The sequence below is a fragment of the Rhodoferax ferrireducens genome (assembly GCF_049302455.1).
Lineage (GTDB): Bacteria > Pseudomonadota > Gammaproteobacteria > Burkholderiales > Burkholderiaceae_C > Rhodoferax > Rhodoferax ferrireducens_B.
The window spans coordinates 1-20,100 of the sequence record NZ_JBAQMD010000016.1 but is presented as its reverse complement, the minus strand read 5'-3'; the positions used below and the strand labels follow the sequence as shown (position 1 = coordinate 20,100).

Sequence of the window (20,100 nt, the reverse complement as noted above, 5' to 3'; positions counted from 1 at the left end):
GCTGTGCGTGTCCAAATAGTCCGGCGATGCGCACAATACCTGCCTTACCGAGCCGACTCGCAGCGCCCGGTATGACGAATCGGGCAATTCTGCAATGCGGATCGCCACGTCCACGCCTTCTTCCAGCATGTTGACAACCCGGTCGACAAACAGTGCATTGACTTCCACCGCCGGATAGCGACGCAAATACTCGATGATGCCCGGCATCACATGCAGGCGGCCGAACAAAACAGAGGCAGTGACGGTGAGTTGGCCGCGCGGCTCGGCATTGATGCCCAAGGCCGCGTCGTCGGCTTCATCAGCCAGTGCGATGACGCGTTTGGCATCCTCGTAATATTTCTGGCCGGCCTCGGTCATCCGAACATAGCGGGTGGTGCGGTTCAACAATTTAACGCCCAATCGTTCTTCCAACGCCGCAACTGCACGTGTCACAGCCGGTGGCGACATGTGTAGCTTGCGAGCGCCGGCGGCAAAGCCTTCCGCTTCGACCACTGCGACATACACGCTCATTAAATGCAGACGACCCATTGTTAATTCCGATTAATGGAATAGTAAATTGATTATTTTGAGTATTCTTTATATTTATGCAACAAGACACACTATATCCGCCTGCTGAATTTCACACAGGCGTACCACAAACCTTTTATTTTTTGGAGAGCCATCATGAGCCGTATTACTGCCGTCAGCAACGAAAGCGCCAACACCGAACAACGCAGCCTGTTGGATGCGATCCAAAGCCAGTTGGGCATGGTGCCTAATTTCTTGCGGGTGTTCGCCCACTCGCCGGATGCCTTGAAAGCCTTTCTCGGCTTGCATCACATCGCCGACCACGGTTCGCTGGATGCAGCCACCCGCGAACGCATCGCGCTGGCGCTGGCGCAGCAGAACGAATGCGAATACTGCCTGTCCGCGCACACCGCCATCGGCCGTAAAGCCGGTTTGAACGGGGCGGAAATCGAAGCCAACCGGGCCGGCACCAGCCAGGATGCCAAAGCGGCAGTGGCGGTTAAATTCGCCCGCGCCCTGGTTGAGCACAAGGGCGCGGTGACCAACGCCGAGTTGCAGGCCATGCGTGATGCCGGTTTCAGCGAGGCGGACATTGTCGAGGTGATCACCCACGTTGGCATGAACGTGCTGACCAATATCCTGGGTAAGGCCAGCCGGGTTGACATCGACTTCCCGAAAGTGGCGCTAAAGCAGGCGGCCTAATATTGAACCGGGTCAAGTTCACGGATGGACTTGCGCCCGGATTCTTGCGCTGAATGTTATAAAAAATTGCCGCTTATAGCCATTCAAAGCGTCCGGCGGCTGTGTCACAGTTAACTTCAATGTTCAATCCCAATCAGGAGTAAGGTCATGGCCTTCGCTTTTGCCAAAATCAGTTTCACCCCCGACGTGCAGGCAGTACAGGCCGAAATGGGTAGTCGCGTTGCATATCGGTCAGCGGAACTCGGAGTGGCTGAGGAGGTGACGCTGGGCGCTGCCGAGCAAGCCTTTATTGCCGAGCGCGACAGCTTTTATCAAGCCACGGTGAGTCAAACCGGCTGGCCCTATGTGCAGCATCGTGGCGGGTCGGTCGGATTCTTGAAAGTGTTGGATGACCGTACCATTGGTTACGCCGATTTCAGCGGTAACCGCCAGTACATTTCGGTAGGCAATTTACGCGGCGACGACCGGGTTAGTTTGCTGCTGATGGACTATTCGCAGCGGCGGCGCTTGAAAATCTGGGGCCGGGCGCGAGCGGTGGACGACCGCACCGAGCCAGCATTGCTGGCTCAACTGGAATCGCCCGATTATCGAGCCCCGGTCGAGCGCGGCATCGTTATCCTGGTCGAAGCCTTCGACTGGAATTGCCCCAAGTACATCACGCTACGCTACAGCCAGAACGAAGTCGAAACGCTGCTTGTTCAAGCTCGCCAACAACAACCGGCGACGGCGGCACGACAAGCGCCCGGCGTTTTGGGTGGTGGCGCATTGCCGTTAACGATTGCCGGGATTCGGCAGCTGGCACCCAATATTCGCGCCTATGAATTGCTCCATGCCGACGGCGATTCGCTGCCGGCGTATCGGGCCGGCGCGCATCTGCGGGTGCCGATCGCGCTGCCCGACGGTAGTGTTACCTCCCGCGCCTATTCGCTAACCGACGTCGCAGCCAACCCCAGCCAATACCGCATCGCGGTTTTGCGGGTCGACGATGGCGAAGGCGGCTCGCAAGCACTGCATGACGGATGGCAAATTGGCGCTCGTCTCAACGTCGATGCGCCGGACAACTATTTCAGCCTGCATGATGACGGCCGCCCGGCGCTATTGATCGCCGGCGGCATCGGCATCACGCCGATCAAAGCGATGGCGGATGAACTGACGACGCGCGACGTGGATTTCCAACTGCACTACGCTGGTCGAGCACCAGAACAAATGGCGTTTGTCGAGGACTTGCGGCGGCGTTTTCCGAATCGATGCCGGTTCTATTTCAGCCAAGCGCCGACGCCGACCCGGCTGGATGTGTCATTGTTGTTGAACAGCGTATCTGCCGATACCGTCATTTACGTTTGCGGACCAATCACCCTGATCGAAAACGTGCGCCAAACCGCTCGCGAGCTTGGCATCGCCGACGAACGGGTGCAGTCTGAAAGTTTCGCTTAACCAGGAGAACATCATGATCTCAGAAATCAAAGCACCCGTTCCACCCTTTACCGATGAAACCGCGGCGCAGAAAGTGCGCATGGCCGAAGACGCATGGAACTCGCGCGATCCAGATCGCGTCAGCTTGGTCTATACCGAAGACACAATCTGGCGCAACCGCGGCGAATTTCCCCAAGGCCGCGAACAAGTGCGCCAATTTTTGCAGCGCAAATGGGTCAAGGAACTGGACTATCGCTTAATAAAAGAATTATGGGCGTTTACCGACAACCGCATCGCCGTGCGCTTTGCTTATGAGTGGCATGACGATTTTGGTCAATGGTTCCGTAGTTACGGCAACGAGAATTGGGAATTTAATCATCAAGGCTTGATGCAACGGCGCTTTGCCAGCATCAACGATCTGCCGATCAAGCAAGAACAACGCCTGTTCCATTGGCCACTGGGCCGTCGTCCTGACGATCACGCCAGCTTGAGCGATTTGGAATTATGAACAGCAGCTTGGTGTACGTGTGAGACACCGGCGTTCACCCGCAAGCTGGGTTGCTCGCCCACGGAGTGGCTCAGAGGTGAGCAAGAGGCTCGTCCAAGCCCTGCTTGAGACGCTTGGTATGTCAAACGAGACGCAGGGTTCAAACTGCATCAGTGCGTCTGTAATCACTGCTGACTAATCAGCGACTAATTTGAAGAAACGTCGAGCGTGCGTTCGACGTCACATGAGGCCTGAACACAGCCTTAACCCTCTTCAAGGAAAACCACATGCTTGCAGGAAAAACAGCACTCATCACCGGATCAACCAGTGGCATCGGCTTGGGTATTGCCGAACAATTGGCCAAAAACGGGGCCAATATCGTGCTCAACGGCATGGGCGATGCCGTCGAAATTGAGACCACTCGGGCTCGTCTTGAAGCTGCGTATCCGGTGAAAGTGCGCTTTCATGGCGCCGACATGAGTCAGCCCGAAGCGATTGAGGCCATGTTCCAGTCTGTCGATGCCGAGTTTGGCGGTGTGGACATTCTGGTCAACAACGCGGGCATCCAGTATGTGGCACCGGTGGATGAGTTTCCAACGCCCAAGTGGGATGCCATTCTGGCCATCAACCTGACATCGGCTTTTCACACCACGCGGCTGGCCTTGCCCCACATGAAAAAGCAGCAATGGGGGCGCATCATCCAGGTGGCCTCGGCCCACGCGCTGGTGGCTTCGCCCTTCAAGTCGGCCTATGTGGCTGCCAAGCATGGCATTGCCGGGCTGACCAAGACAGTGGCGCTGGAAGTGGCTGAACTTGGTATCACGGTCAATGCGGTGTGCCCTGGATACGTCTGGACACCGTTGGTGGAGAAGCAGATTCCGGAAACCGCTCAAGCGCGCGGCATCACTGAGGCCGAGGTGATTCAAAACGTGTTGCTCACGGCCCAGCCCACCAAAAAATTCGTCACGGTAGAGCAGGTGGCGGCATTGGCGAGCTTTTTGGCCAGCGAGGTGGCTGCCTCCATCACAGGCGCGGTGATTCCAATCGATGGCGGCTGGACAGCACACTGAAGGTACGCCAGAAATGAATATTCAGGACATTCTCCAGCTGCCATCGATGCCGGCTGCTTCACCTTCGTATCCCAAGGGGCCCCATCGTTTCATTGACCGCGAATATCTGATCATCACTTACGAGTCTGACCCACAGGCCATTCGCGACGCTCTACCGGAGCCGCTGGAACCCGATGGCAGCAACACCGTGCTCTATGAGTTCATCCGCATGCCCGATTCGGCCGGTTTTGGCAGCTACACCGAGTCTGGTGTGGTGATCCCCGCGCTGTACCGAGGTGAACATGTAAATTTCACGGCCCAGATGTACCTCGACGACGAGCCCCCGATTGCGGGCGGGCGTGAGATCTGGGGATTCCCCAAAAAACATGGTCAGCCCAAGCTGGCCGTGGTGCAAGACACGCTGACTGGCACGCTCGACTATGCCGGTGTTCAGATTGCAATCGGCACCATGGGTTACAAACACCAGCATTTGCTCTACGACGTGGCGGGCAAGAAGCAATGTTCATCGGCCTCCATCATCGAAAAAATGAGTAAGACCCAGGTCAACCTCAAGCTCATTCCTGGGGTGGACGGTGAACTGGCCATTGCCCAGCTGGTGGCCTACAACTTGACAGACATTGCCGTGCACGGTGCGTGGTCGGGGCCTGCGCGGCTGCATCTGGTGCCGCATGCCAATGCGCCGGTGGCCGATTTGCCGGTCCAAAAAGTAGCTGGCGGCTTGCACTTCATCGCCAATTTGACGCTGCCGTATGGCCGCGTGCTGCATGACTATCTGGCCCCTGCAGCGGCCTCATCCACAGGAGCATGAACCATGGCAAAAACCAATACAAATAAACTGCCAGGTCAGGTCGTGCTGGTGATGCAAGGCGGTGGCGCACTGGGCGCCTTTCAGGCAGGCGTTTATGAGGGCATGCATGAAGCAGGCATTGAGCCCGACTGGGTAGTGGGTACCTCGATAGGTGCCATCAATGGGGCCATCATTGCCGGCAACAAGCCTGAAAAACGGCTAGCCCGTTTGCGCGACTTCTGGGAGCTTGTCGCCAGCGCCCCCACGTCGTCTGCACCTTGGAGCGCGTTTGGTCTTGGCAATTTGATCCACAACCTGGGCGCGGTGTCGTCAGGAATTCCCGGCTTTTTTACCCCCAACCTGCGCGCACTCTATGGCTCCAATGTTTCGGCAGGCATAGCAGATGCCAGCTTTTACAGCACCGATCCCCTGCGCGACACACTCGACCATTTTGTCAATTTTGGCCTCATCGCTCAGGGCATGACCCGTTTGACACTCGGTGCGGTCAACGTGGCTTCGGGCCGAATGCGCTACTTTGACAGCCGCGACGATGCCGTTGGCCTTGAGCATGTGATGGCCTCCGGTGCGTTGCCACCCGCTTTCCCAGCCATAGAAATTGACGGTGAGTATTATTGGGATGGTGGTATCTATTCCAATACCCCGCTCGAAGTGGTGATGGACGACAAACCGCGCCGTGACGCGGTGATTTTTGCCGCCCAGTTGTGGCAGCAGGAAGACGAACTGCCCAATACCGTGGCCAAGGTGATGAGCCGATTGAAAGACATCCAGTATTCAAGCCGGGCTGAGAGCCACACCGCGCGCCAGCAACAGATTCACCACCTGCGCCACGTGGTGCGCGAGCTGGGACGACTCATGCCTGCGGCTCTGCGCGCCACGCCTGAAGCCAAGGAGCTGATGGATTGGGGCTGCGGCACTGTGATGCATATCCTGCCCATGCAGGCCCCGGCTGTGGAAGGCGAAGACCACACCAAAGACCTTGACTTCACGCCTGGTGGCATCCGGGCACGCTGGGATGCGGGGCGAGAGTTTGCCCAGCGCAAGATTGCGGCAGCTCCGTGGAACGATGCGTATGACCCGGTCATGGGCATCGTGGTGCACGCATAGCGTGGGGTCGCATCATGCGTTTCCCAACCCTGATCTTGCTGACGCTATTAACTGCGGCTGCAATGCTGCCAGCAAGCGCTCAGGAGATGAATGGTTTTGACCTCAAAAACTCACTGATTCCACGGGCGCAAATTTACGCCGGTGGCCCAGCCAAAGATGGGATTCCTGCCATCGACAAACCGAAATTTCTACCGGCCGAGGCCGCGTCGTTCATGCAAGCGGGTGACAACGTGCTGGGTCTGATGCGCAACAACATCGCGCGGGCCTATCCGATACGCATCCTGAACTGGCACGAGGTGGTGAATGACCGCTTGGGCCATGACGCAGTCGCCGTCACGTTTTGTCCGCTGTGTGGCACCGGCGTGGTCTTTGACAGCCGGGTCAATGGCCGTGTGCTGAGCTTCGGGGTTTCCGGTCTGCTCTACAACAACGACGTGCTGTTGTATGACCGGCAGACCCAGTCGTTATGGTCCCAATTGCTCGGGCGGGCCATCAGCGGGCCCTTGAAGGGACAGCGCCTGACCATGCTGCCAGTGATCCACACCACCTGGGCCGATTGGCGCGTAAGACACCCCACAACCCAGATTCTTTCTACCGATACGGGCAAGGTTCGACCCTACGAACGTGATGCCTACCCCGGTTACGACAACTCTGAAGAGATTATTTTTCCGCTTGAATTTCGCTCTGCCGGGTATCACCCCAAGGAGCGCGTGCTGGGTGTCAGATTGGGTAACTTGATCAAGGCTTATCCGTTTGTCGAGTTGGGCAAAACATCGGGGGTGGTGTCAGATCAGATGGGTGGCACGGCGCTGACCATCCGCTTTGACCGCCAGTCTCTGCGCGCCACTGCCTACAGCGCGGATGGGCAGCAGATCGCGGCGGTGGTCGGGTACTGGTTTGCCTGGTACGCCTTTCATCCAAAAACCGAGGTTTTTCGCGCCGCAGAGCAGCATTTGCCGTGACGGTTCCCAGCGGCGCCTTTAACGATAGGAAAAGTATGTCTTCACATTACCGTCTTGCGGGCCTGACATGTTGTTCAATACGATGTCCATCCGAGCGCGCCTGATCCTGGCGTTTGCAGTTTTGCTCGGACTGCTGTTTGCGGTTGCGGCGGTGTCGTTGCAGCGGCTTGAAGGCTTGACGGCCACCACGCAAGAGATCGTCAATGTCCAGGCGCGCCGAGCGCTGCTGGCCCAACGCATCAACCAGCACGCACAGACCGAGGCCATTGTTTTGCTCAATCTGTTGCAAACCCCAGAGCGTGGCCCCCGGGTGCTGCTGTACGCTGCACTGGACGAAGAGATCGCGGCATCTGCCAAAGCGGTTAGTGATCTCGATCAGACCAGACTGACGGCGGATGTTCAAAATGAAATTGATCACGTGACCGATTTGCGCCAGCGCTACGGCGTGTTGTTGCAGGAGACGGTTGAATTGATCGAACTTGAAGGCACGGCCAAAGCGCATGCTTACTTTGAGGACCGGACGCACAGGGTACTCAATACGCTGCTGTTTGACACCCGGGCCCTGGAAGCGCACTTGCAGCAAATGATGCAGTCGGAGCTGGAGCAGCTCCGGCAGTCTGGCGCGCAGGCAAGACAACTGGCCATTCTGTTGGTCGCCAGCGCGCTGGTCGCAGGGGCTGTGTTGGCGTGGTTCATTGCCCGTGGCATTGTGATACCCGTGCGCAAGGCGGTGTCGGTGGCCCAGAGCATCGCCAGTGGCAACTATGTTATGGATGTGCCAGTCGGCCAGCGCGATGAAATCGGGGCCTTGCTGCGCGCACTGCGTGTCATGCGCGACAGCATCGCCAGTCGCGAAGCCAAGATTCTGCGGCTGGCGTATGTGGATACCCTGACCGATTTGCCCAATCGAACGCGTTTCATGGAATTGTTTGAGGCATGTTCCGGCGAAGGTGGCGGCGCGTTGGTGTTGCTCGATATCAACCGCTTTGCGCCGATCAACGATGCTTTGGGGCACATGGTTGGCGACCGTCTGTTGTGCGAGATTGCCGTGCGCATTCAGCAAGCCGCTGGAACCTCCAACCTGGTGGCTCGGCTGTGGGCCGACCAGTACGCCTTGCTACTGCGCGGTGCCGATCAGGCCACGGCGGCGACGCAGATGCATCAAATCATCGAAGCGGTACGCGCGCCCATCATGATCGAGGGTCAGCGCCTGGACATTGATGCCAGCGCGGGTGTTGCCCTCTACCCGCAGGATGGCGCAAACACAACCACCTTGCTGCGGCGTGCTGGCCTGGCACTCAATTGCGCCAAGCGGCGCCATGACAGTGTGGCATTTGGATCGGAATGGGATGATGAACCGGCTCATGCACAACTCTCTTTGATTGGTGAGATGCGCGAGGCGCTGGTGCGGGGCGAGTTTGTCATCTACTACCAACCCAAGTTGAACCTGGCGCAACACAAAATTACCGCCACGGAAGCCCTGATTCGCTGGCAGCATCCGGTCCGGGGCATGATCCTGCCCATGCAATTTATCCCCTTTGCTGAGCAGACCGGCTTCATACGCGAGATTACCCCCTGGGTGCTGCGCCAAGTGATCGCAGATGCAGCGCAATGGCATCGCAACGGCCTGACGGTCGTGCCGTCGGCCAACCTGTCCGCGCTGGATCTGTTGAATCATGCGCTGGTCATGAATATCCAGCATCTGGTAACGCAATCCGGTTTGCCAGTTGGTCAACTGTGTCTGGAAATTACCGAAAGCGCCCTGATGGACCAGCCCGAGTTGGCGCTCCAACATCTCCATGAACTGTCGGCGTTTGGTTTGAAGCTTTCGATTGACGACTACGGAACGGGTCAGTCTTCTCTGGCCTACGTCAAGACCCTACCCGTGAATGAGTTAAAGATCGATCGTGCTTTTGTGACCGGGTTGGATGTGACACCCAAGAACGCAGCCATCGTCCGCTCGACTATTCTTTTGTGTCAGGAATTGGGTCTTTCGGTGGTGGCCGAAGGGGCCGAAACGGCTGAAGAACTTGCCTGGCTCACGCGTAACCAGTGTGACCTGGTGCAAGGGTATGTTGTCGCCAAGCCCATGCCACTCAATGAGTTCATTGCCTGGGTCGAAAAATTTAACCAAGCATAGGGAAAACAATGACTTCATTCGACTATCAACTCTTCGTCATCGGCGGTGGCTCAGGGGGTGTGCGCGCCGCCAGGATCGCCTCTGGTTTGGGTGCGCGCGTGGCCATTGCAGAAAACTTTCGCTACGGCGGCACCTGTGTCATTCGAGGCTGCGTGCCAAAGAAACTGCTGGTTTACGCGGCCCACTTTGCAGAAGACTTTGCCGATGCCCAAGGCTTTGGCTGGACGGTGCCACCGGCCGAATTTTCCTGGCCCAAGCTAATTGAAGCCAAAAACAGGGAAGTAGCCCGTCTGAGCAGCGTCTACGAAGAAAACCTGCTGGGCTCCAACGTCGCGGTCATGCATGGCGCGGCGCATCTGGTCGATGCGCATACCGTGGCCGTTAATGGGCAGCTTGTCTGTGCTTGGATAGCGCGGGTGGTGTCACGGTGGATGCCTTTGGCGAAAGCAACATTGCCAGCATTCACGCGGTGGGCGATGTTACCAACCGCATTGCGCTCACACCGGTGGCTATTCGCGAAGGGGTGGCGCTGGCGCAGTATGGCGAAATCGATATCTACAGCAGCAAGTTCCGCAGCATGCACCACACCCTGTCCGGGCGCGACGAGCGCACGCTGGTTAAACTGATTGTCGACAGGGCCAGCCAGCGCGTGCTGGGGGCGCACATGGTGGGGGCTGACGCGCCCGAGATCATTCAGGGCCTGGCCATCGCGATCCGTATGGGGGCGACCAAAGCCGATTTTGATGCCACGGTAGCGCTGCACCCCTCAGCGGCTGAAGAGTTTGTGACTTTGCGTGAAAAAATCACCCGACAACGATATGAATAACATCCTCACGTCCGACCAATTGGAAATCATCAAAGGCTTGATGCAAGTCCCGGCAACGATTTCGCCCAAGTATTTTTACGACGCAAAGGGCTCCGCGCTGTTCGAGGACATTACCCGCCTGCAGGCGTATTACCCGACACGTACCGAGCATGCCATCATGAGCACCCATGCGCCAGAGATTGCGCGCCGGGTCGGTGCAAGCTGCGCCTTGATTGAACTGGGTGCAGGCAATTGCCAAAAGGCCAAAGCCTTATGCGAGCTGATCAAGCCGGCGCATTTTGTTGCCGTCGACATCTCTGAAGAGTTTTTGCATGACGCTGTAGCCAGGATGCGATTGACCTTCCCGGACATCGAAATCCAGGCGCTTGCTGCTGATCTGACCGCGGACATCTTGTTGCCAGCCAGTCTGCCGGCGCAACGCCGCCTGGTGTTCTACCCCGGCTCATCCATCGGCAATTTTGACCCACCGCAGGCGCTGGCCTTGATGTCTCGTATACGTGGCCTGATCGCAGACGATGGCGCGCTTCTGATTGGTGTTGATCTGGTTAAAGACGAAGCGGTGCTCAATGCCGCCTACGATGATGGTGAAGGTGTGACAGCGGCCTTCAACCTCAATGTGTTGGACCATGTCAACCGACTGATTGGCTCTGACTTTGATACGAGCCAGTGGCAACACCGGGCATTTTTCAACGCAGATCAGTCCCGCATTGAGATGCATCTGGAGGCGAAGTCCAACCAGCTCATACATTGGCGCCACGGTGCGCGCAGCTTTGCCCGTGGTGAGCGGATTCATACCGAAAACAGCTACAAATACCGGGTTGAGGATTTCGTCGAGCTTCTGGAACGTGCGGGATTGCCTCAAACGCAAGTCTGGACCGACGCGCACGCATGGTTTGCCGTTGTTCTTGCCCGTCCCTGATCCGGGCCATGGAACCCCGCGTCTTGCAGGGGAAGCGAAGCAAATCGACTCACGTTCAAGCTCTTGCGAGCACCCAGTCCAGAACCGGAAATTGGGGCAGGATCAATGCCTATTTTTTTTGGGCCGCCTGAATTGCCGACTGGTGAGCAAGAACAGGTCGGATGGCGAGATGGATTTTTGCGTGAATTGGCTGCTGCGGTTGTAAGAAATGGCTGATGCCAGCGACTAATGGCAAAAGAGGCAAGGCGTTTGCAACTTGCAGGGCAAAACAAAGTCAATAGATGGCGGCGCTTGCCCAATAGGCGGGCACTCTGCCAATTTGACTTGAACGGGAAATTCACAAGCGGCTGGCATTTTTTCTGATCTGATTCTCAAGACCTACAAATCCTTATGCACGACACCCTCCCACTGTTGGAAAAAACCCGCTTTCCGGTCATTCGCCGCGCGCACCTGGAAACCTTGCAGATCAACCTCGGCTACAAGTGCAACCAGAGCTGCGTGCATTGCCACGTCAACGCTGGCCCGAACCGCACCGAAATGATGGACGTGGCCACCATGGCGCTGATTCCGCAGGTGCTGGCCGCGCGCGAGATTGGCACACTCGACCTGACCGGTGGTGCACCCGAACTGCATGAGGGCTTTAGAGACCTGGTGCGCGCGGCGCGGGCGCAAGGCGTGCGCGTGATTGACCGCTGCAATCTGACCATTCTGTTTGAACCCGGGCAAGAAGGGCTGGCAGAGTTCCTGGCCGCGCAGCGGGTTGAGGTTGTCGCGTCCATGCCCTGCTATTCGGCGGCCAACGTTGACAAGCAGCGCGGCGACGGCGTGTTTGACCTGAGCATTGCCGCCCTGCAGCAACTCAACGCCCTGGGTTACGGCCGTCAAGGCTCGGGCCTGGTCCTGAACCTGGTCTACAACCCGCAAGGCGCGTCGCTGCCGCCCGACCAGCAGAAGCTGCAGGCCGATTACAAACGCGAGCTGCTCCAGCATTTCGGCATCGTCTTTAACGAACTCTTTGCGCTGACCAACATGCCAATCCAGCGCTTTGGCTCGACGCTGGTGTCCAAAGGCACGTTTGACGCCTACATGGATTTGCTCAGGAGCAGTTTTCAGGAACAGAACCTGCCCGGTGTGATGTGCCGCAGCACTGTCAGCGTGGATTGGCAGGGCTGGCTGTCTGATTGTGACTTCAACCAGCAGCTCGGCCTGCCACTCGGAACATCGGGACTCAAGCGCCACCTGCGCGATCTGCTGAAAACCGGCCTGGACGAACAGACCATCCGTGTAGCGGGTCACTGCTTTGGCTGCACCGCGGGCCAGGGCAGCAGTTGCGGCGGCGCACTGGAACATTGAGCGTGCCAAGACGCTATCAAGCCTGATGGTGAAGAAAGACGCCAGCCCAATGAAAACAAGCGTTGCTTGCTACCAATTTTGAATCACTCTATTTTTTTGAACAAATCTCATGCCCATTCAAACCACCACCCACAACCTCGTCCAGGACTACTATGGTCACCAGTTGCAAGGCACGGCAGACCTCAAAACCAGTGCCTGCTGCGACGCCAGCGCCATGCCCGAGTGGCTCAAGCCGCTGCTCGCGCGCGTGCACCCCGAGGTGCTGTCGCGCTACTACGGCTGCGGCCTTGTGTGCCCGCCGCTGCTCGAGGGCTGCCGCGTGCTTGATCTGGGCTGCGGGTCGGGTCGCGACGTCTATGCGCTGGCACAACTGGTCGGCCCAGAGGGTGAGGTGGTCGGCGTGGACATGACCGACGAACAGTTGGCCGTGGCGCGCGCCCATCAGGCCCACCACACGGAGGTCTTTGGCTACAGCAACACAAGGTTTTTGCACGGCTACATCGAGCGGCTCGATGAGCTGGGTCTGGAGCCCGCCAGCTTCGACGTGATCGTGTCCAACTGCGTTGTTAATCTTTCGCCCGACAAGGACGCGGTGCTGGCCGGTGTGCAGCGCCTGCTCAAACCGGGCGGCGAATTTTATTTCTCTGACGTGTATGCCGACCGCCGCGTGCCACCGGCCGTGCGCAACGACCCGGTGCTTTATGGCGAGTGCCTGGGCGGCGCGCTTTACTGGAACGACTTCATTCAACTTGCCCAGCGCCACGGCTTTGCCGACCCGCGCCTGCTCGAAGACCGCCCGCTTGAGATTACCGACCCGAAGCTCGCCGCGCGCACCGGCAACCTGCGCTTCTTCTCGGCCACCTATCGCCTGTTCAAACTGGCCGCGCTGGAGTCTGCCTGCGAAGACTTCGGCCAGGCCGTCATCTACAAAGGCAGCATCCCCGAGCACGCGGGCCGCTTTGTGCTCGACAAACACCACGACATGCAAACCGGCAAGGTGTTTGCGGTCTGCGGCAACACCTGGCACATGCTGCAGGGCACCCGCTTTGCGCCGCACTTCAATTTCATCGGCAACTTCGACACGCATTACGGCATCTTTGAAGGCTGCGGCAGCAGCCTGCCGTTTGATGGGCCACAAGGCGACACGTCGGGCAACGGTGGGTCGGGCGCCTGCTGCTAATCAGTTTTCTACGCCGCACGTAAAAGAATTTACTTCATGCATGGAATCAGCCAAATAGGCCGCATCGCGACTGCCACAGTTTTTCTGCTTTTTGCAATGGCGGCCCACGCTGCCACCGACCGGTTGGTCATCACCGGATCGAGCACGATCGCGCCGCTGGCAGCCGAGATGGCCAAGCGTTTCGAAAAGCAAAACCCAGGTATTCGGATTGATGTGCAAAGTGGTGGCTCGTCGCGCGGGGTGGCCGATGCCCGCAGCGGTCTGGCCGACATCGGCATGGCCTCGCGCAGCCTGAAAGATGGCGAGAAAGATTTGATGCCTCACACCATCGCGATGGACGGCGTAGGCATCATCCTGCATAAGAGCAATTCGATAGGTGCACTTTCAGATGAGCAGATCAAGGCGATTTACCGGGGCCAGATCAAAAACTGGAAAGAAGTCGGCGGCAAGGATCTTCCGGTCACTGTGGTCAACAAGGCCGAGGGGCGCTCCACGCTGGAATTGTTCCTGCATTACACCGGGCTGAAAAACAGCGAGATCAGGGCGCAGATGGTGATTGGCGACAACCAGCAGGGCATCAAGAGCGTGGCGGCCAACCCCGGTGCCATCGGCTACGTGTCCATAGGCACCGCCGAGTACGACGAGAATCATGGCACCCTGATCAAGCTGATTCCCTTGCACGGTGTCGCGGCCACGGTGGCCAACGTGAAAGACGGCAAATTTCCGCTGTCGCGCCCGCTCAATCTGGTCACCCGGGGCGTGCCCGCCGGCCTGGTCAAACGCTTTGTTGGCTTTGCCAAGTCTGGAGCAGTGAATGATCTGGTCGAGGCCCAGTTTTTTGTCCCGCTGGCCCACTGACCGCTGGCTGGCGCCCGGGCTGGGTGTCGCGGCGGCGGGCGCGGGCCTGATCCTGCTGCTCGTTCTGGCCTTTCTGCTGCGCGAGGCGGCGCCGTTGCTGCTGGACAGCCACGCCGCCACCGGTTTCCTCCTTGACGCTGGCTGGTATCCGCTGGAAGGCCAGTTTGGCATGTTGCCGATGGTCGTGGCATCGCTGGCGGCGGCGCTGGGCGCACTGCTGCTGGCCGCGCCGCTTGGCATCGTCAGCGCGATCTTCCTGAATTTTTCGGCGCCGCCTGGCGTCGCCCACCTCTATCGCATGATCGTCGCGCTGCTGGCAGGCATTCCCTCTGTGGTGTTCGGGCTATGGGGTCTGACGGTGCTGGTGCCGTTGATCGCGCGCTGGCAGCCGCCCGGCGCCAGCCTGCTGGCGGCCATTTTGATTCTGGCGCTGATGATTCTGCCGACCGTGGCCCTGACCAGCGCATCCGCACTCGCCGCCGTGCCCAAGAGCCTGCTGCATGGCGCGGCCGCGTTGGGGCTGACGCAGCAGGGAACGATTTTGCGGGTGGCGCTGCCGGCCGCCCGGGGTGGCATCATCAACGGCGTGCTGCTGGCTGGCGCGCGCGCGCTTGGCGAAACCATGGCCGTGCTGATGGTCGCCGGCAATGTGGTGCAGTACCCGGGCGGGCTGTTGGACCCGGTTCGTGTTCTCACCGCCAACATCGCGCTGGAAATGGCTTACGCCAGCGGCGCGCACCGGGCCGGGCTGTTTGCGTCCGGGCTTTTACTCACGCTGGCGGTCATGCTGTTGGCGTGGCTGGCGATACGCGCAAGCCATGGCGGTCGCCATGACTGACCGCATCTTCACGGGCGTCGTCTGGCTGGGCGCGGGGGTCATGACGGCGCTGTTCCTGTGGCTGCTGGGTGACCTGCTATGGCAAGGTTCGTCACACCTTTCGGGCTCGTTTCTGCTGTCTGACCCCGCCGACTCCGGCCGCTCCGGCGGCATTGCTTCCATCCTCGTGTCCACGTTGCTGATCCTGGCAGTCGCGCTCATGGCCGCCATTCCCCTTGGGCTGATGAGCGCCGTGTGGCTGACCGAATACACCCGGCGTGACAGCACACTGGGCGCCGCGGTGCGCCTGAGTCTGGATGTGCTGGCCGGGGTGCCATCGATCGTCTTCGGCTTGTTTGGCAATGCATTTTTCAGTGTCTATCTGGGGCTTGGCTTTTCCATTGTTTCGGGAGGCCTCACGCTGGCCTGCATGATCTTGCCGATCTTCATCCGGACCAGCGAAGCCGGCCTGTCAGCGGTGTCCGATGACTGGCGGCGCAACGCGGCGGCGCTGGGCATGTCGCGGGCCAGCGTGTTGTGGCATGTGCTGCTGCCAGCGGCCGCGCCCGCTGTCGCCTCAAGCATCATGCTTGGCGTTGGCCGCGCCACGGCCGAAACCGCGGCGCTGATTTTCACCAGCGGCTATGTGGACCGCATGCCGACATCATTATTCGATTCCGGGCGCGCGCTGGCGGTTCACATCTATGACCTCAGCATGAACGTGACCGGCGGCGACCGGGCTGCCTATGCGTCGGCACTGGTCCTGATTGTTCTCATCGTCGCCATCAACACGGGCGCATTGGCTTTGTCCGATCGCTGGCTGGCCAGAAAAGTGACTTTCTCATGACTTCAAAAACCCCCGCCTCATGTAGTTCCTATACGCTCGGAAATGTCAAATCAGGCCCGCCATGCTGCGAGCCTGTGCCGCATTTGCGTATTGCCAATCTCTCGGTGGGCTATGGCAGCAACACCGTGCTGGAGGGCGTGTCGCTGGACATCTACAAAGGCTGCATCACGGCATTGATTGGCCCTTCGGGCTGCGGAAAAACCAGTTTTCTGTCGGCGTTGAACCGCTTGACCGACCTGATTCCGGGTGCCGCGGTCAAAGGCAATGTCGAGATTTCCGGACTGGATGTGCTGGACCCGCGCGCCGACCTGATGGCGCTGCGCCGGCGTGTCGGGATGATTTTCCAAAAACCCAACCCGTTCCCCCTGTCGATTCGCCGCAATCTGGAGTTGCCCTTGCGCGAGCATGGCATCCGCAACCGCGCCCTGCTGGCTCACAAGATCGAAGTTGTGTTGAAAGATGTCGGGCTCTGGCAAGAAGTTGGAGACAGGCTCGATAGCCCGGCGCTGGCATTGTCGGGCGGGCAGCAGCAACGGCTGTGTATTGCCCGCGCGCTGGTTCTGGAGCCCGAAGTCTTGCTGATGGACGAACCCTGCAGTGCGCTGGACCCGATCTCGTCCCGGGTGGTCGAGGAGCTCATTGGGCGGCTACGCGGCCGCCTGACGGTGGTCATCGTCACCCACAACCTGACGCAAGCCCGCCGCATTGCCAATTACGCCGCTTTCTTCTGGATGACCGAGCGCGTCGGACAACTGATCGAGTTTGGCCAGTGCATCAATCTCTTTGAATCGCCGAAAAATGCGCTGACCCAGGCTTATGTCTCGGGGGGCGCGGGCTGAACAATGCCTTGAGACCAGCTGAGCTATACAGCTGCGTGCGATATCCGGGGAAAGCCGGATGCTATCTGGCAGACGGAAAGCGGACCCGGCTTTGTAATAAGAAGTACATGTGCCACGGCTAAACAACAGGTCAGCCATCGACATTGCGTCGTGACGCAGACGTCGGCTGTGGTGCTGAAAATCCTGATCAACAAATTGCCTTAGGGAGGCGGGGCGGACCTGCTCTGGGCAGGCGCCATGCGAGATGAAATTGCGCTGGACATAGACGCGTTCGTTCGCGATGCCTATGTACAGCGCCGACGCAATGCCATTGATGACGGCCACCAGCCAAATGAAGATGCCGACGACGGACGTCGTGCCCCATAAAAATCGGTCCGGCTTCGGGCCTGCCTTGTTTAGAAGTTCCGGCATGCCCGGAGGGATAGGAGAACATCATGAATCGTCGATTCGCAAACCGCCAACTGGCCTTGTTTGTCCTGAGCCCTGTTGGGTTGCTTTCCATGCCCGTCGCGGCAGCGGAGGAAACACCGGACGCCTTGATCCGGCGCCTTTATGCCGAGGTGACCCAAAGCATCAAGGCCGACAAAGCCATTCAAGCCGGGGACGTGGCGCGAACCATCACGCTGGTGGACGCCGTGATCATGCCCAATGTCGATTTTCAGCGCATGACGACTTCCGCCGTGGGCCGGCTTGGCGAAGGGCCACGCCTGAACAGCAAAAAAGACTGAAAGAAGAATTCAAGATATTGCTGTCACGAACCTACGCCGGGGCATTGACGCAGGCCAGTGATCACGTCCTGGTGGTCAAGCCAACGCGCATGTCACCGGACGACACTGAAGTAGTGGTGCGCACCGAGGCCAGAGGTAAAGGCGATCCGATACAACTCGACTGCCGTCTGGAGAAAACACATGGTGAAGGGGCTGGCTGGAAGATTTTCAATCTGAATGTGATGGGGGTATGGCTGGTAGAAATCTACCGCAGCCAGTTTGCTCAGGAAATCAATGAGCAAGGTATCGATGGACTGATCAACTCCTTGAGCGAGCGCAACAAGGCCAGCGCCACGAAAAGTTGAACACGTCGAGATGGCTGAGCCCATGGTGACGCGCCCGTGCGGCATGCGCCGGCATTCAGGGGCGTGAATCTGCTTTCGGCTAGGTTGGATTTTCCGGACCATCACACAAATCCATTGTGCCAATGTCGGTGCCCATTTTGTGGATCAAGTTGAACTGTTCCTGCACGTTACGGCAATTGCCACACATGCTGAGGTGGATGCGCAAGCGAAGCTTGTCAACCATGTCCAGTGGCTCGTCGATTGACTGTGACAACAATTCGGCTGCTCTCTGGCAAGAATGAAGAAGTGTCATTGGATATTCCCGGTTGTGTGCCCTTGGGCTGTCATGCATTGGCGCAGCCCCGCGCGGGCCCGGTGCAAAACCATTCGGCAGTTCTCTGCGCTCAAACTCAGTCGCTCGCAGATTTCTGAAGTTTCAAATCCCAACCATTCGCGCATCATAAACACCCGTCCGGTCTGGGACGGCAAGCGCTTCAGGCAAGCTTCCATGATTGACATCATTTGTCGTTGAGATTCTTGCTTCTCGGGCTGCTGCCAGGATGGAACGGCTTCTCTATAACAGCCGCGTTCATCGTAAAGCCCTTCCGTTGGATCGCTTTCAGTTTCATTCTCATCGGCGTCAACCCAGGTCCTTCGTCGTTGATGGGGCGAACGGTACCAGTCCGCGATTTTGTTCTTGAGTATGGCCACAGCCCAGGTCGTGAGGGATGCCTCGCCACGGTGGGCTCCTGGCTTTTCCAGTATGGCCATAAGTGATTCGTGTACCAGGTCTTCTGCTAACGCCGGCTCAAACACCATCATGCGGGCATGTCGTATCAGTCGCTGGCGCAGTCGAATCCACGCCTCCCCTGATGTGTCAGGGTGGGTGACGGCTGATGGCTGCTCATTGGATTCAGTCTGCTTTTTCATGGGGCATCTTTGGCGATTCGACGTGGCCGGGTTTTGAATTTTTCTCCGCCCATTAATCTAAGTCGTGATGCCCGGACAGAACTTACACAATTTTTTAATTTAGTTTGTCGGCTGACCGGTTTTGAACCGGTCAGCCGCGATCCCCTCGAAAAAGTTGCGCCATGCGAAGGCGCAGCTTGCGCGTTCCGGCAGGGTTGCGCTGGTGGCGCTGTGCCCTGTCTTTGAACGCATCAAAGCTGCAGAGGGGCCGGACATTCAGTTGCCGCCCCGGATTTCCAGTAGGCCCTGTTTGCGCAACGCGACGACCTCCTGCTGAACTTGCTCCCGCGTCAGGTTTGATTTGGCCTGCAATTGCATATTTTCTGCACGCCTCATGTCAGATTCGGTGAGGTTGACCAGACCCGCAGCCTTGGCAACCTGCAGTTCAGCGATGACTTCGGCACGCGTCTTTCCGGGGCCGGCGGCCGCTTCTTTATATGACCAAATCTGGTGGTTGCCAGACATTGCTGAGGCGGCAAAAGAGGTGGCAACCAGCACCGAGGCGATGAATACAGTTTTCATGATGTTTCCTTTCGGGTTTGCGACGCTGCGATATGCAGTGCCGTCACAACCTTGGTCGCCTGACGGTGCCATAACGTGACAAAACAGCCAAACGGGACGTTTGGCGTACCTTAAATCACCGCACCTGCCTGACATGGTCTACCGCAAAACGAGCCGGGGAATCCCTCTTTGGCCAGGTCGTTCTTGCGTCGTTAATCAGGAGAAATTACTTATGTCTGCCACCCCACTCGTCAATCAACTCAAGCCCATTGACCATGCCGGCGCCGAAGGCAAGCCAAAAGAAATTCTGGACATTGCCCTCAAGCAGGTCGGCTTCATTCCCATCATGTACGCCAACATGGCCAATGCGCCTGGTGTTCTGAGCACCTATTTGCACGGTTACGGCTTGTTCCGTGGCGAATCAGGCCTGAAGCCAGCCGAGCAGGAAGTGGTGTTTCTGGCGGTCAGCCAGGTGAACGGTTGCAAATACTGCACCGCAGCGCGCAGCATGATTGCGGAAAAGGTGTCCGGCGTGCCAGCCGATGTGCTCAAGGCCATCCGCGCGCAAACCGCCATTCCAGATGCCAGGCTGGCCACGCTGTACGCCACCACCGTCGCCATGGTCAAAAGCCACGGGCAGCCAAGCACCGAGACAGTGAAAACGTTCTTGGACGCCGGTTACAAGGAAACTGACCTGATGTACATCGTGTTGGCCATTGCCGTCAAAACCCTGAGCAACTTCAGCAA

20 protein-coding genes and 2 pseudogenes are annotated in these 20,100 nt (G+C 58.4%); 18 read left to right on the top strand and 4 right to left on the bottom strand.

Going from position 1 to position 20,100, the window contains the following annotated elements; all coding sequences use genetic code 11:
* On the bottom strand, window positions 1-528 hold a 528-nt coding region (locus WA157_RS02590; protein ID WP_422619474.1), incomplete at its 3' end, for a LysR family transcriptional regulator.
* Between the two features lie 135 nt (window positions 529-663).
* Between WA157_RS02590 and WA157_RS02585 the strand changes: the two genes are divergently transcribed.
* The 17 genes and pseudogenes from WA157_RS02585 (at window position 664) to WA157_RS02505 (ending at window position 17,904) form a co-directional block, all read left to right on the top strand.
* Window positions 664-1,209: a carboxymuconolactone decarboxylase family protein gene (locus WA157_RS02585; protein WP_422619473.1), complete on the top strand. Its 546-nt coding sequence runs from the start codon at window positions 664-666 to the stop codon at window positions 1,207-1,209.
* Between the two features lie 147 nt (window positions 1,210-1,356).
* Entirely contained in the window at window positions 1,357-2,643 is a 1,287-nt protein-coding gene (locus WA157_RS02580) for a pyridoxamine 5'-phosphate oxidase family protein (RefSeq protein ID WP_422619472.1), read from the top strand.
* A 13-nt stretch (window positions 2,644-2,656) separates the two neighbouring features.
* Complete coding sequence (locus WA157_RS02575; RefSeq protein WP_422619471.1) at window positions 2,657-3,130, top strand: DUF1348 family protein; 474 nt, start codon at window positions 2,657-2,659, stop codon at window positions 3,128-3,130.
* A 266-nt stretch (window positions 3,131-3,396) separates the two neighbouring features.
* The gene (locus tag WA157_RS02570) at window positions 3,397-4,179 is read left to right on the top strand and encodes a 3-hydroxybutyrate dehydrogenase (protein ID WP_422619470.1); all 783 of its coding nucleotides are present in this window, start codon (window positions 3,397-3,399) and stop codon (window positions 4,177-4,179) included.
* A 13-nt stretch (window positions 4,180-4,192) separates the two neighbouring features.
* Window positions 4,193-4,987, top strand: coding sequence for an acetoacetate decarboxylase (locus WA157_RS02565; RefSeq protein ID WP_422619469.1), 795 nt, complete (start codon window positions 4,193-4,195; stop codon window positions 4,985-4,987).
* A 3-nt stretch (window positions 4,988-4,990) separates the two neighbouring features.
* Window positions 4,991-6,091, top strand: coding sequence for a patatin-like phospholipase family protein (locus WA157_RS02560; protein WP_422619468.1), 1,101 nt, complete (start codon window positions 4,991-4,993; stop codon window positions 6,089-6,091).
* A gap of 14 nt (window positions 6,092-6,105) precedes the next feature.
* Complete coding sequence (locus WA157_RS02555; RefSeq protein ID WP_422619467.1) at window positions 6,106-7,053, top strand: DUF3179 domain-containing protein; 948 nt, start codon at window positions 6,106-6,108, stop codon at window positions 7,051-7,053.
* A 67-nt stretch (window positions 7,054-7,120) separates the two neighbouring features.
* A complete protein-coding gene (locus WA157_RS02550) occupies window positions 7,121-9,193 on the top strand; it encodes a putative bifunctional diguanylate cyclase/phosphodiesterase (protein WP_422619466.1) in 2,073 nt (690 codons plus the stop codon).
* Between the two features lie 8 nt (window positions 9,194-9,201).
* Window positions 9,202-10,019 (top strand): annotated as a pseudogene (locus WA157_RS02545) (FAD-dependent oxidoreductase).
* Complete coding sequence (gene egtD, locus WA157_RS02540) at window positions 10,012-10,938, top strand: L-histidine N(alpha)-methyltransferase (RefSeq protein WP_422619465.1); 927 nt, start codon at window positions 10,012-10,014, stop codon at window positions 10,936-10,938. The pseudogene WA157_RS02545 and the gene egtD overlap by 8 nt, the downstream one beginning before the upstream one ends.
* Before the next feature lie 390 nt (window positions 10,939-11,328).
* Entirely contained in the window at window positions 11,329-12,291 is a 963-nt protein-coding gene (gene arsS / locus WA157_RS02535; protein ID WP_422619464.1) for an arsenosugar biosynthesis radical SAM (seleno)protein ArsS, read from the top strand.
* A 109-nt stretch (window positions 12,292-12,400) separates the two neighbouring features.
* Window positions 12,401-13,471 (top strand): methyltransferase domain-containing protein, encoded by a 1,071-nt coding sequence (locus WA157_RS02530; RefSeq protein WP_422619463.1) that lies wholly within the window; start codon window positions 12,401-12,403, stop codon window positions 13,469-13,471.
* Window positions 13,472-13,567: 96 nt separating this feature from the next.
* Window positions 13,568-14,329 (top strand): phosphate ABC transporter substrate-binding protein, encoded by a 762-nt coding sequence (locus WA157_RS02525; RefSeq protein ID WP_422619462.1) that lies wholly within the window; start codon window positions 13,568-13,570, stop codon window positions 14,327-14,329.
* On the top strand, window positions 14,286-15,167 hold the full coding sequence (pstC, locus tag WA157_RS02520) for a phosphate ABC transporter permease subunit PstC (protein WP_422619461.1): 882 nt from the start codon (window positions 14,286-14,288) through the stop codon (window positions 15,165-15,167). The genes WA157_RS02525 and pstC overlap by 44 nt, the downstream gene beginning before the upstream one ends.
* A complete protein-coding gene (gene pstA, locus WA157_RS02515; protein ID WP_422619460.1) occupies window positions 15,160-15,993 on the top strand; it encodes a phosphate ABC transporter permease PstA in 834 nt (277 codons plus the stop codon). The genes pstC and pstA overlap by 8 nt, the downstream gene beginning before the upstream one ends.
* A gap of 74 nt (window positions 15,994-16,067) precedes the next feature.
* Window positions 16,068-16,832, top strand: coding sequence for a phosphate ABC transporter ATP-binding protein (locus WA157_RS02510; protein ID WP_422619459.1), 765 nt, complete (start codon window positions 16,068-16,070; stop codon window positions 16,830-16,832).
* A 434-nt stretch (window positions 16,833-17,266) separates the two neighbouring features.
* A pseudogene (locus tag WA157_RS02505) lies at window positions 17,267-17,904 on the top strand (MlaC/ttg2D family ABC transporter substrate-binding protein).
* A 79-nt stretch (window positions 17,905-17,983) separates the two neighbouring features.
* Here WA157_RS02505 and WA157_RS02500 read toward each other — a convergent pair.
* The 3 genes from WA157_RS02500 to WA157_RS02490 all read right to left on the bottom strand — a co-directional run bounded on the left by WA157_RS02500 (window position 17,984) and on the right by WA157_RS02490 (window position 19,446).
* On the bottom strand, window positions 17,984-18,196 hold the full coding sequence (locus WA157_RS02500; protein ID WP_422619458.1) for a zf-HC2 domain-containing protein: 213 nt from the start codon (window positions 18,194-18,196) through the stop codon (window positions 17,984-17,986).
* A complete protein-coding gene (locus tag WA157_RS02495; RefSeq protein ID WP_422619457.1) occupies window positions 18,193-18,813 on the bottom strand; it encodes a sigma-70 family RNA polymerase sigma factor in 621 nt (206 codons plus the stop codon). Before WA157_RS02495 ends, WA157_RS02500 begins: the two co-directional genes overlap by 4 nt.
* 255 nt (window positions 18,814-19,068) lie before the next feature.
* Window positions 19,069-19,446, bottom strand: a complete 378-nt coding sequence (locus tag WA157_RS02490) for a DUF4148 domain-containing protein (RefSeq protein WP_422619456.1) — start codon at window positions 19,444-19,446, stop codon at window positions 19,069-19,071.
* A 139-nt stretch (window positions 19,447-19,585) separates the two neighbouring features.
* On the opposite strand from WA157_RS02490, the gene WA157_RS02485 reads away from it, so the two are divergent.
* Window positions 19,586-20,100: carboxymuconolactone decarboxylase family protein (locus WA157_RS02485; RefSeq protein ID WP_422619455.1), on the top strand; the 515-nt coding region annotated here is incomplete at its 3' end.